The organism is Mycoplasma sp. CSL7491-lung (genome assembly GCF_018913965.1).
Classification (GTDB): Bacteria; Bacillota_I; Bacilli_A; order Mycoplasmatales; family Metamycoplasmataceae; genus Mycoplasmopsis.
Map to the genome: position 1 here is coordinate 238,953 of NZ_JAHMHG010000001.1, position 13,441 is coordinate 252,393.

10 protein-coding genes are annotated in these 13,441 nt (G+C 26.1%); 4 read left to right on the forward strand and 6 right to left on the reverse strand.

The window, feature by feature from the left end; genetic code table 4:
- Positions 1-69: 69 nt before the first annotated feature.
- The 4 genes from KQ876_RS01135 to KQ876_RS01150 all read left to right on the forward strand — a co-directional run bounded on the left by KQ876_RS01135 (position 70) and on the right by KQ876_RS01150 (position 4,630).
- On the forward strand, positions 70-1,209 hold the full coding sequence (locus KQ876_RS01135; protein WP_216489926.1) for a hypothetical protein: 1,140 nt from the start codon (positions 70-72) through the stop codon (positions 1,207-1,209).
- Positions 1,210-1,217: 8 nt separating this feature from the next.
- Entirely contained in the window at positions 1,218-2,183 is a 966-nt protein-coding gene (locus KQ876_RS01140; protein WP_216489927.1) for a bifunctional oligoribonuclease/PAP phosphatase NrnA, read from the forward strand.
- Positions 2,183-3,154, forward strand: a complete 972-nt coding sequence (locus KQ876_RS01145; RefSeq protein ID WP_205851899.1) for a bifunctional oligoribonuclease/PAP phosphatase NrnA — start codon at positions 2,183-2,185, stop codon at positions 3,152-3,154. Before KQ876_RS01140 ends, KQ876_RS01145 begins: the two co-directional genes overlap by 1 nt.
- A 252-nt stretch (positions 3,155-3,406) precedes the next feature.
- Entirely contained in the window at positions 3,407-4,630 is a 1,224-nt protein-coding gene (locus KQ876_RS01150) for a hypothetical protein (protein ID WP_216489928.1), read from the forward strand.
- Between the two features lie 46 nt (positions 4,631-4,676).
- Here KQ876_RS01150 and KQ876_RS01155 read toward each other — a convergent pair whose 3' ends face one another.
- The 6 genes from KQ876_RS01155 to KQ876_RS04290 all read right to left on the reverse strand — a co-directional run bounded on the left by KQ876_RS01155 (position 4,677) and on the right by KQ876_RS04290 (position 13,433).
- Positions 4,677-5,441 (reverse strand): hypothetical protein, encoded by a 765-nt coding sequence (locus KQ876_RS01155; protein WP_216489929.1) that lies wholly within the window; start codon positions 5,439-5,441, stop codon positions 4,677-4,679.
- Between the two features lie 147 nt (positions 5,442-5,588).
- Complete coding sequence (locus KQ876_RS01160; RefSeq protein ID WP_374978433.1) at positions 5,589-6,905, reverse strand: ABC transporter ATP-binding protein; 1,317 nt, start codon at positions 6,903-6,905, stop codon at positions 5,589-5,591.
- Positions 6,905-8,290, reverse strand: coding sequence for an ABC transporter ATP-binding protein (locus KQ876_RS01165; protein ID WP_308699358.1), 1,386 nt, complete (start codon positions 8,288-8,290; stop codon positions 6,905-6,907). Before KQ876_RS01165 ends, KQ876_RS01160 begins: the two co-directional genes overlap by 1 nt.
- 6 nt (positions 8,291-8,296) lie before the next feature.
- Entirely contained in the window at positions 8,297-9,328 is a 1,032-nt protein-coding gene (locus tag KQ876_RS01170; protein WP_205852523.1) for an ABC transporter permease, read from the reverse strand.
- 2 nt (positions 9,329-9,330) lie between these two features.
- Positions 9,331-10,389, reverse strand: coding sequence for an ABC transporter permease (locus tag KQ876_RS01175; protein ID WP_205851894.1), 1,059 nt, complete (start codon positions 10,387-10,389; stop codon positions 9,331-9,333).
- The gene (locus tag KQ876_RS04290) at positions 10,389-13,433 is read right to left on the reverse strand and encodes an ABC transporter substrate-binding protein (RefSeq protein ID WP_216489931.1); all 3,045 of its coding nucleotides are present in this window, start codon (positions 13,431-13,433) and stop codon (positions 10,389-10,391) included. The genes KQ876_RS01175 and KQ876_RS04290 overlap by 1 nt, the downstream gene beginning before the upstream one ends.
- Positions 13,434-13,441 lie beyond the last annotated feature (8 nt).

Below are 13,441 nucleotides of genomic sequence, written 5' to 3' on the forward strand. Positions count from 1 at the left end.
TAGTAAATATAATTGTTTTTTTCTTTTATAATTAAGTGAATTTAATAACAATTATAGTAAAATATAAATATGTTATTTATTAAAAATAAATTAAAAAAAATGTTAATTAAAATTAGCTTTTCTTCTTTAATTATTTCATTTCCGATTATGGTTGTTTCTTGTTCGATTCCAAGCGAGGCAAAGTTTGCAAGCAATATAAACTATTTAGAAAAAAAATATATAAACATTCAGTCTAAAAATGATCCGAAATATCGTTTTTTATTGCCAGTAATCAAAAAAAATATTGATCTAATGAAAAAGACAATTAATGAAGATGTTAAAGGTTATGATATTAATACAAACGGTTGAAATCATTATATACCAAATCAAGAAGCTAAAATTAAGTTAATTGAAGATGTTATTTTGGAAATTGAAAAAATACCAAATGAAAGTATTGAATCTGAAATAAGATCTGAAAAAATGACTTTACTTTACGCTTTAATAGATGGTTTCGGAGGCATAGATTCTTATTATTTTGATGAATCAAATAGAGAATTATATCAGTTAAAATTAGATTATTATGAGCAAAAATTGTACTTTCTTGAAAAAATGACTTATTCAATAGTTAGTGAAGAAGGTAAAATTAAAAATTTATCTTGATCTATAAAAACTTTAGTCGATAAAATAAACACTAATAAAAGATTTGAGTTTGAAGATTTGGAACAAATTAACAAAATTCAGAATGATTTTAAAAATTTATACTATGATGATTTGAAATTTTCTTTATCATTCGATTTTATGGAACAATTTGATAAATTATTTGATTTATACTATAAGAGATCTGAAAGTATTTTTGTTAAAGTTTTAAACAATTATTATAATGCTTTAGAGTTTAAATTAATTATTCCTTCTGGAGATTACCAGAAACTAAGAAATAACTGGAATTATATGAGCCAAATCGTTGATGATTATTTTACAAATTTATATGCTTTTGATTTTTCAGACAATAAATTTGATGCATTAGAAATGATTTATAAAAAAATCATAAGCTATGATGCGATTAAAAATGATAAAATAGAAGAAATAGAAGAAAAGTTTAATGTTCTAAAAAATGATAAATCAAGTGAAAAATTAGATGATTTTAGAAGTTATCTAATTTCATATTTAAATAATATTTTTGATTTAGAATTAATAGATAAATATTTAGATAAAATTAATAAAAATATTTAGGAGAAATAATGAAAATAGGAAATTCCCAAGTTGCAATTGATGCAATAAAAAAATATAAAAATATAGTGATTTTTCACCATATTAGACCAGATGGTGATTGCTTAGGATCACAACATGGGCTCGCTGAACTAATTAAAACAAACTTTCCAGATAAAAATGTTTATACAATTGGTAATAATTATGGTATTTTTGAATTTATGGACTATAAATTCACACCAATTGATCAAATTGATTTTAATGATTCTTTATCAATTGTTGTAGATGCTTCTAGTGGTGATAGAATTGAATGTTCTGAATTGCTTTACGAGAAAAAAACAACCGCTAGACTAAGAATTGATCATCACCCAAATGATGCTGATATTGAATATGAGTATCAATGAATAGATGAACATTATGTAGCAGCCGCTGAAATGATAGCAAAAATTGCTTATGATGGAAGTTGAGAAGTTACTCAAAAGGCTTCTGCACATATTTATTTAGGAATCAACACTGATTCAGGTAGATTTTTATATCCAGATACATCACAAAGAACTTACGAATTAGTTTCGTTTTTAATGAAAAACGGATTCCATCCAAAAGAAATTTTAAGAGAACTTTCAAAAAGAAGTCTTTTAGATATTAAAATTTCTGGACGTATCTTGTCTGAATTTAAGCAAGAAGGACGTGTTTTATATTATGTCATAAAAGAAGACTTCTTAAAAGAATTTAACATTGATTCATTTAAAGCTGCACAATATGTTAATGATTTAGCTAATATTGACAATAATTCTTGTTGAGCCTTATTTGTTCAATTAGAAGATGGTAAGGTTAGAGGAAGACTTAGATCTAACGGACCACTTGTAAATAAAATCGCAAAACAATATAATGGTGGTGGTCACGACAACGCTGCAGGATTAACTTTAGAAAGTTTTGAACAAATTCCTGAAGTTATTTCAAAACTTAATGATTTAATAGTTGAATGAGAGGCAAAATAATGAAAGTTGGTAATTTAGAACTAGTAACTAAAGAAATTTATAAATATGATTCGATAGTTATATTTCATCATATTAGACCAGACGGTGATTGTTTAGGTTCACAATTCGGTTTAAAAGAACTAATTAAAACAAATTTTCCTGATAAAAAAGTTTACGCAATAGGAGATAGTAAAAATACTTATAATTTTTTAGATTTTACAATGGATCAAATTCCTGATGATGAAATTTTATCAAAATCACTAGGTGTAGTAGTTGATGCAAATGGTAAAGAAAGAATCGAATCTAGAGAAGTTTTAGATAAAAATTTATTCCCTACAATTATAAGAATTGATCACCATCCTAACGGTGATGATTTAGGTGATAATACAATTAGGTGAGTCGATAGTTCATATTCTGCGGCTGACGAAATGGTTACAGAAATTGCGGTAGTGAACGGTTGAAAAATTACACCTAAAGCAGCAAATTATCTTTATTTAGGAATAAATACAGATTCAGGTAGATTTTTATTTAGTACCGTAAAGGCAAGAACCTTATATTTGGCTTCAAAATTATATGAGGCTGGTTTGGATGCTGATTATATACATAAAAGTTTAGCAACAACTAGTTTAGAAGATTTAAAATATAATTCATGATTATTATCGACTTTGAAAACTAGAGATGGGGTTGCTTATATTCAAAATTCTCTTGAAGATACACTCAAATTAGGTAAAAACCCTCAATCATCAGTTAAAGTCAATACAATCGCTAATATCAAAGGATTCCCGATATGAGTTCAATTTACAGAGGAAGAAGATAGAAGAATTAGAGTTGAATTACGTTCAAATGGTCCGATCGTTAGAAATGTAGCCGTTAAATGAGGTGGCGGAGGTCATGAACGTGCATCAGGATGCATCATAAACTCATTCGACCAGGTCGAAGAGGTTGTTGATGATTGTGCGGCTGAAGTAATGAGATATTTATCAGAAAAATAATTTTATTGCACATTTAAATCGCATTTTGTGCGATTTTTTATTTATTTTTAACATTATAATTTGTTTAAAAAAGTTTAAAAATATAGCATTTTTACATATCATTTTTAACTTTCTGAGATAAAAAAGAGATGATTTTTTTACTTACTTTCTTTCAAAAAATAAAAATAGTAGTGTAATTTGAAAAAGAAAATATTTTTTTATGTTTTTTAAAAATTACTTAAAAAATAATTTTATGTTATACTTTTATGCGCTATGGAAAAACTAAAAAATAAGTTAAAGTATTTTTTATCAATTAACATAGGAGTTGTTATGTCTATTTCAACTCTTTCCTGTTCTAGCGATAAAAAAGAAATAGAAAAAAATATTATTACAAACAATAAACAGAAAGGAGGTAACGGAAAAGAAAAAAATAATATTAACACAAACGTTGCCTTAAATAAAGAGAGAGATATTTTTGGCAAAGAAAATAAAACTATGGAAAATATAAATTATAAATCATATGAGCAACACGTAAAAGAGGCTGAAAAATTTTTAAACTTAAATCAAATTCAAATAAAAAAATTTCAAATTGATGTAAATAATTTATATACGATTATCCAAAAACATAAAAAAAGTATCTTAAATAAAAATACAAACATTCAACTTTTAGAAAATGACAAAAATGAATTAGACAAATCAATTAATAATATTAAACAATTAATGCGAGAAGGAGTTGAAAAAAGCAAATTAATTGACTCTATAAACGAATGTATCGTTGACATTAATAGTTTAATAAAAGAAGTTGAAGGTTCTGGGTACGCTAAAGAAACTTTAGTAAAATTAAATGAGCTTATTAATAAAATGAAAATAAAAGAAAAAAACTTTAAAAATACTTTTAAAGAATTAAAAGACTTAAAAGAAAAGTTAATTACACAAAAAGAAAAAATAAAATTTGAGTATAGATCTAATTTACTTAACGTACAAAAAGAATTATTTCTGAAATATAATCTTCTAAAAGATAAATTAAATATATCAACAATTAAAAATGACAATAAAATAACAATAAATGATGAACTTAAAAAACAATTATTTGATTTAAGTGAATCAAACTTAGAACATTCTAATATTTTAAGTAATATTGAAAAAGTTAAACGAAATATAAATGAAATTTCTGAAATATTAAGTTTATTAGAATTAAATAATAGCATAAAAAATATTAATTTAACCACATTGCAATCGTTAATCGAAAGAGCTAAATATGCTAAAATACATTCTGAAACTTACAATATTTATCATCCTTTAAAATCTCGTGCGAAAGAAATTATTGAAAGAGCCGAAAAAATAAAAGAATGTGAATTAGATTCTTCATTATGAACTGTGGATTCGAATAATAAAAACGAATTATTCTCCAAAATAAAAAACATTATAAATGCCCATTCTTCTTTAAATGAATTTTTAGAAGATTATAGTTTAAATGCATATTACCCTGAACCTTAATAGAATAAAAAACGCAAATAATCTTTTATAGATTACTATGCGTTTTTTATTCTATTACAATTTCTTTGTTCTTTATTATTACCTTTTTATCGAATTCTAATTTTTTATATTCGCCATTATTAATATTATAATAAAAAAAGAATCTTAAATTTTCTGAATCAGTCCTATTTAAATAATCACTTAAATCAAATGTTATTCATATTGTATTATTAGGTGTTTTACTACTTTTTTTGTTACTTTTTTGAAGTCTATGTGAAAATTCCTCTTTTGTAGGAAATGTTCAAAAATCATATTTTGAATAATCATCTTCTAGTCTTAAATTCAAGATTACACTTGATTTAGTTTTTAAGATTGTAATTATTCCATATTTTAATGGTTCTTTATCAATTTCTTGTTTATTATTTTCTTCATTATTTGGTTTTAAACTATTATCTAATATATCAGATGTTTTATCTATTTTTTCAACTGCTCCTCATGGTAACGTGAACATACCTAAGAAAAAATTATCGTATATTTTTCTTTTTTCTTCGCTTAAATTTAAATATTTTTTAAAAGTACTAATTTTTTTATTTTGTTTTTGTTCTATTGTAATTTTATCATTAGATTCTTTATTTAATGAATGATTATCCTTTTTATCATCAGATATCTCGTTTTTATTGTTTTCTTTGTCAGTATTAATATTTTTGTCTAGTTTATCATCCGTTTTATTTTTGTCATAATTGTTATTTGCGCATGCTGTAGAAGTCACAAAAACAGGGATGATACTAACTGCTAATAATGAGTAATATTTTTTTAAAAAAATCTTTTTCATATTTTCCTTTCTCTTTTCTTTAGTTTAAAGTTTTCTAATATATTATATACGTAAAATTCTTTTTGAGAATTTATAAACTAGTACATAAATCATTCTGTTTTATCTTCAAACAAAAAGAACGAATTCTTTGAAATGCGTTCTTTTTGTTTAATAATTATTATTTTTTCAGGAATCTAATTCCTCTTCAGTTGCTAAAATGAAATGATCATCATTAATTTTAAGTCATTGCGGCTGATTATCATCGGTGTATTTATGCATATTAATGTCATATTTATAACCAATCAAACTTCCTTTTTTTCCATTAATAGATGGCACAGCATCCAATAAACTCTTTGTGTAAGGATGTAAAGATTTATTCATTATTTCATCAGTTGTACCAATCTCTAATAATCTTCCTTTATTCATGACGGCAATACGATCTGAGATGTATTCTACCATACGTAAATCGTGAGCGATAAATAGAATAGTTAAATTATATTTTTCTTTAAGTTCGTTAAAGATATTAACAACTTGTGCTTGAATTGAAACATCTAATGCTGAAATAGGTTCATCGGCGACTAAAAGTTGTGGTCGTAAAACAACTGCTCTTGATATACCAATTCTTTGTTGCTGACCACCCGAAAATTCAAGTGGATATCTTCTTAAAACAGAATCATCTAATCCAACCGAACTTAAAATATCGCGAACTAATAATCTTTTACAATCGTTTTCGGTTAGTTTGTTCAATTTATTTCTTTGTTCAATATATTTATCCATAAATTTATTTAGATATTCATTTTTAATATTTCTAACTTTATTATTAGTTTCTACATAAAATGCCTCATAGGCAATTTGATTATTTTTAGAAATTTGTTCATCTAATCAAGTTTCATATTCTCCAAAAAATTCTTTATGGTGTATGTCACATAATTGAGAATAAAATTCTTTTTTATTTTCTTGATCTATATTGTATAAATATATTTCTTTAGCATTTTTTGTATTGGTTAAACCTTCTGAAACTATCGTTTCAACGTTTGCATGTGGATTTAACGAGTTTGCAGGATCTTGAAAAATCATTTGAACTTTATTAACTAAGAAATTTTCAATTTCTTTATACTCTTTTAGTGATTTACCCATTTTAAAACCTCTGCCCATTTTCTTAGGTAAGGTTTTATCTAAAAGCTTTATTTCTCCAAAGTTATAAGGAACTAAACCGACAAGAGCTTTACCGATAGTACTTTTGCCAGAACCTGATTCACCTACCAATCCTAAAACTTCGCCTTTATATATATTTAAGTTTAAGTCTGCAACTGCTCTAAATTCTTTTGTTCCGGTCCCGTAATTTATATCAACGTTTCTAAGTGATGCTAAAATTTCTTGATTTTCATTAGGTTCTAGCATTTGCTCAGTGCCTTTTGTTTGTTTTCTAATAAATCTTTTTTCACCAAAAAGGAATTTTTTAGTTTTATAAATTTTCTCAGTCATTATTTTTTATATTCCTCTCATAGTTTTTGGATTAATGTGGGCGGTTGATATTTTGGTGCTCGCGGATCTTGTAATGCAGATTTTACTTTATGAGTTTCGCTTACTTGGTAAAAATCTGGATCGATACTAAAATCTCTACCAAGAGCATATGAATTTCTAACTGCGAAAGCGTCACCAATAATGTTATTTAAACTTGAAGGAACGCTCCCCGGAATTATAGAAAGTCTTTTTCCTTTATTTAAGTCAGGCATGCTTAAAATTAAACCTCATGTATAAGGGTGTTGTGGATTATGTAAAATTTCATCTGATGTACCTTCTTCAATGATTTGTCCGGCGTACATAATTGAAATATAATCAGCAATTGAAGCTACTACTCCTAAATCGTGAGTTATGAATACAATTGATAATTTAAGTTTTTCTTGCAATTCTTTAATTATATCTAAAACAAGTGCTTGAACTGTTGGGTCTAGCGCTGTTGTAGGTTCGTCCATAACTAATATTTTTGGTTCAAGAGCGACTATTGCAGCAATAACAACACGTTGAATCATACCTCCCGACATTTCATGTGGGTATAATTTCATGACCGCCTCTGGGTCATTAATTTTTGTTAATTTTAGAAATTCTACCGCTCTTTTATATGCTTCTTTACGATTTGGCACAACTTTGTTTTCGAGCATACCTTCTATTATTTGTTCTCCAACTTTCATGGTTGGATTTAAAGTTGACATTGGATTTTGGAAAACGGCCGATACAACTCTACCGCGATAATGTGATTTTTCTCAATCTTTAAAAGAAAATTTTTCTACATTATTATTGTAAAGTTTTACTTCTCCCGAATCAATTACAGCATTATCGCCTGTTAACCCATATAAAAGAGATGTTATAACGGATTTACCTGAACCTGATTCTCCAATAATTGCATGCACTTTACCTTCATATATTTTTAACGAAGGGTTTCTTAAAACCTTATTTTTTTCTCCGGGACGAGCAGGATTTGTAAATGATAAATTAATATTCTTAATTTCAGCTGCAATTTTTAATTTAGTACCATCACTAAATTCTTGATATTCAACATTTTTATAGAATGTTTCCCAATCAAAATCTTTTTTTCGAAGTAATTTATTCTTAAATCAATTACAAAAATTTATTTTTTGTTTATTCCTTTTTTCTTTATTTTTTATTTCTTCTTCAAGTTTATTGTTTGCTTCAGTTTTTTGTTCAGCATATTTAATTTTTTCATCGTGTTTTTGAGATATGTGTTCATGTGTTTCAGTTATTAATTCTTCAATTTCTTCATATTCTCTAATATAAATATATTCAACTTCTTTTTTAACTTTTTTTGATTTAAATTTTGGTTTTTTATATCTTTTTGATTTTATTTTCATATTTTCCTATCTTTGTCTTCTTAAGGCGTCTTGAACACTTGCGCCAATCAATTGAACACTTGTTGTCAATAAAATTAAAATTGAAGAAGGAACGAATACATATCTTAAATAAGTCGGGAATACCTTTTGTCCTTCAGAAATTAAGTTACCTAATGTAGGAACATCATCAATTGCTAAACCAATAAATGCTAATGATGTTTCTGATAATATAACTCCTGGTATTGTAAATACTAGCTGAGTAATTAAGATTGGTAAAATAACAGGTATGTAATTTTTTAATATTTTTCAAATGGGAGTTCCTAAAACTTTTGATGCTGAAACTCATTCAAAATGTTTGGCTCTTTTTACTTGTGCTCTAATTTGGTTTGCCATTCCTGTTCAAGAAGTAAATGAGAGTGAAAATACAATAACTCAAAAACTTGGTCTAATAACAATTGTCATTAATATTAAAATTATTATTGTCGGAACAACAGATAAAATTTTAATTATAAAAGTCATTATTTTATCAAATTTTTCAAATTGACCCATCATAATACCTATTGTTAAACCAATTACTACTTCTATTAAAGTAACAACTAACGCTAATGAAAGAGAATATCTTAATCCATGTCATAACCTTGCTCAATAATCACGTCCAATATCATCGGTACCAAAAAAGTGATATACATTGTTTGAATCATACTGATCAAAAGTTAAATTTCGATTATTAACATCAGTTAAATTAGGATCAAATGTTGTAAAGGGCATAATTAATGCTAAAACGATTATTGTAATTAATAAAATAAAACCAAATACACCTGAGAAGTTTTTTGAATATCTAAAAACAAACTCTTTAAATATTTTTGTTTCTTCTTTAAGTTCCTTATCCGCATGATAATCAAATGTTTTACCAACTATTTTTCATGCTTGATATTGAAAAGGTTGTAAAAATGGATTGGGAGCAATATTGCCTTTTCAATTATTAGATTCGCCAACATCATTTCTTGAACGAATTTTATCGGCATATTTTTTAATAAATGTATTAAGTTTACTTGTCATTTTTATGCTCCTTTTCTTCTTACACGTGGGTCAATTACTTCGTATAGCATATCTCTTGTCGCATATGATAATATTGTTAAAAGTGTAAACATAACTATTAAAAATAGTATAACATTGTAATCTTTTGTTTGAATAGCTTGCAATAAGGTTGCTCCAGAACCTGGTATAAAAAATATTTGCTCAATGAAAATAGAACCAATAAAACTACCGAAAATAACGGCCGGAAAGAATGTGGCTATCGGGAATAAAGAAGGTTTAAGAGCATGTTTTCAAACAAATTTGGTTTTACTTAATCCTTTTAAATATGCAAATTTAGCATGAACAGAATTAAGTTCACGATTCAATTCTGTTCTAATATACTTAATATATACAATAATACTTCCTAACGATAATGCCAAACCAGGCAATATATAACTTGCAAAATTATCTACATCAAATATATAAGGAATATTCATTAACCTTCCTAAAAATACCAAGATTAAAGCGAAAATAATAGACGGAACTGACGAAAATATACTTACTAAAATTGTTGAAATATTATCAACTAATCCACCAGGATTTTTACCTACTCAAATACCTAAACTAATTCCAATAACTACTGTTAGTAATACTGAAAAAATTCCAACTAAAAATGATTTATAAAAACGTTCTCATATAAAACTATTGATTTCTCTTTCCGGAAAAAGAGAAAGTGAAATTCCAAATTCTCCTCTAAATAATCCTTTTAAGTATAATCCGTACCTTTGTATAAGTGGTAAATTTAATCCGTACTGAGCTTCTTTAACTTTTCTAGCAGTTTCATCACTTAGACCACTAGTAATTGAATTTGAACCAGGGACAAGATTTATTAAGAAGAATGTAATTGTTATAACTATCAATCCTATTACGAAAAATTCTAACATTATTTTAATAAATCTAATGATTGAATTTAGAAATGGTGAGTTTATAGTAAATATTTTTTCTTTTAAAGTTGAGTCATTAATTCTTTTATTGGTAAAAAATATTTTATTTGAATCAACAAAATAAGTTTTTTTATCTCTTATCTCTTTTTTGAATTTCATTATTGTCCTCTCTTTCTTGGTAATCCTGGTCTAGGTGGTCTTGTAAAATCGTAGGCATATTGCAAACTAAATCTAAAAAGTGAATCAATTCCACCAATTCTTGTTATTTCTCAATTAGTATCAACTTCCATAAGAGGTATAACAGGTGCTGAGTCTCTAACTATTTTTTCAAGTTCTCCAATGAAAACGTAAACATATTCTTGGGTTCATTTTTGTTTTATTTCTTCGTTTGTGAAATTAGCCGAAAAGAATGCATTTAAACGATCTGTATATTGCGCAAATGTTTCATCCTTTTTAAGGAAAGATAATTCGATAAATTTAGATCAAAAATCAATTGATGATGTATCAGATTTATCTTTTAACGACTGTTGTATGTTTAGTCTTTTTTTAGTGTCTAATGTTAATTTTTCAATTCCATTTACTCCGTATTTTTCAAAAATAAATAATTCTGCAAGATGGTTTAATCTATTATTTTTAATTTTTGGATTGTTGATTAATAAAAACTCAAAAGCGTATTTTAATAATTGATTGCTAAAAGATGAATCTTTAAAATCATTACTTAATTTTGTTGCTAAAGAAGATACATCTACAAACTTTTGGGATTTTTTAATTTTATTAAATTCATTTTTAAATTGAGATTGTTTTGTGGCAAAATTAAAAAGTTCATTTAATAAATTTTTTAATAATTCTCCTTTATTAATATTAAGTTTATCTAAAACTAATTGGCTAATATATGTTGAGTAAGTAAATGAACCTACAGGATTATCTTTGAAAGCTATTCTTTTTTGTATTGAAGAATCTACTTCATCAGGTTTAAAGAAAACTGATACGTAGTCTTGCGCACCGTTTCCACCTAATTTATCGTAATTTTGATAAATTACGTCATATTTACCTTCTTCAATTCAAGAAGCAAATGCATTTTCTGGTAAGCTCTTGTTTTCAATCTTAATAAAACCATCGAAAACTCTATTTAGTTCGGTTGATAAAAAAGTACCAGCTTTTTTTTGCTCATCAGTTGAGTTATTTAAAAATCTTAATGTTACATCTTTTAAGTTAGGATATTTTTTCTTAAATCTTTCAAGATAAATTTTTGCAACTGTTTCATTGTGGGCAATATCGCTTCTTCTTGTTTTTTCAAATGTAAAACCTTTAGCTAGGTGTACTACAAAATCATAGTTTTGCAATGACATTTCCTTAGATCCTTCGCCATTAGCATCTGGTTTAGTATTCATACTTAAGTCACTAAAGTAGTTTTCGATGTTTTTACCGTCAAAAGTTTTATATTGTCCATAAGCAGTCCATGTGCTTACAGGGAATGAAAAGTCCCAACCAACCATTTTTAATATTTTTTCTCTATCGATTGCGTAATAAATTGCATTTCTTAAATCTTGATCATTCAAATAACTTTCACCGTTAGTTTCGCTATCTAAATTGAAACCAAAACCAATTGTACCGTAGCCTTGATTTTTGTTTAAATAATCTTTATATTCTGGATTTGTTCAATATTCATTAATTTTATTGGCAGGTATATATGTTTGTGAAACGAAACCGTCCTCAAATAATGTTGAATTAGTATTTTTATCAGTAGATAAATAAATTTTAATTTTATTAGAAATTGTATTATCAGCATCAAAATAATCATTATTTTTCACTAAATTAATATATCCTTGTGGGCCGAGCAAAATGTTGTTTCTATCCATTAAGAACGGTCCTGATGTTAAAAAAATATTTGTATCAGAGCCGTATTTATCAATTCCGCCTGCAATTGTTTCGATATATTTTCTATTAACCGGGAATAATCCGTTTAAAATATTTGATAATAAAAAGTTTAAACTTGGTGTTTTATTTTCATCAAATATCATTGAAAACGAGTTTTCGTCCGAACTAATACTTTTTATTTTAGCTAAAATAGATTCTCCTTCAAGGTTAAAAATTTGGTCAGGATTAACAAATGGATTTTTAATAATTTTCTTTGTTATTAAAGTATTTGTGTTTTTATCCATAAATTTAAAATCTTGAATTTCTTTATTTAAATCAAAATTATTTTTTTGATTTTCTTGATGGATGTTATATATTAAATTTTCTGAAATTTCTTCATTTGTATAATCTAAAAATAATTGACCTGTATAAAACCCAAAATCTAATGATGCATTTTTAATTTCTTCAACTTCTTTTAAATCTAAAGGTTCATTTTTGTCATTAAAAACTTGTGGTTGTCATATATTTTGGTTTGGATCTTGGATGTATGTATTTGAAGATTTATCCAAAATATATTTTCTTCTTCCTCATGGATTTAAATATGATTTATTAAACTTTTGGATGTAATTTTTTTGTGCTTCAATAAATCTATCTGTTCCTCTAATTCCGTATTTTTTTATTTCATCAAGCTTTTGTGAGCCTGTATTTAAGTCTAAAATGTATTCTAAATAATCTCTAATGTCATTTGCTGTAACAAAATCATTATTGCTTCAACGATTTCTTTTTGCATTTACTCTTCCTGTAATTGCCATAAAATTATTAGAGTTTTTAGGATTTCTAAAACCATATAATGTTGCATTTGTACGTGGGTCACCTACAGTTGCAGAACCTAACCCTCCGACTATTTGAAATTCATCAATGCTATATCAAGTACCTTGAACTCTACCAAAACCACTTTCTTCTTCCAAAGAGTTTTTATTGTTTTTTATGAAATCAGAGTATTTAGAAGATATGTTTCCGTCTACGTCGATTGTGTTAGAAGAGTCCACCATAACAAAATTAAATTTATTTGTAGTGATAACGCTTTTTAAGGTTGTGTTAGGACCTGTTTTTAAATAAGAATCAACTAATGAAGGAAGTATTTTGTCAATTGACTTGTATTTAATGTAATTTAAATTATTAATTGGTTCTGCTGTAAGTCCAAAATCATAATTTATTAAATTATTTTTATTTATTTGTTCATTATCATTATTTTGCATTGAGCAAGAAACAATGGCAGTTATCGAACCGAAAGAAATTATGCTTCCTAAATAAAAAATTGATTTTTTAATTTTTTTATTTTTCATTTTTCTCC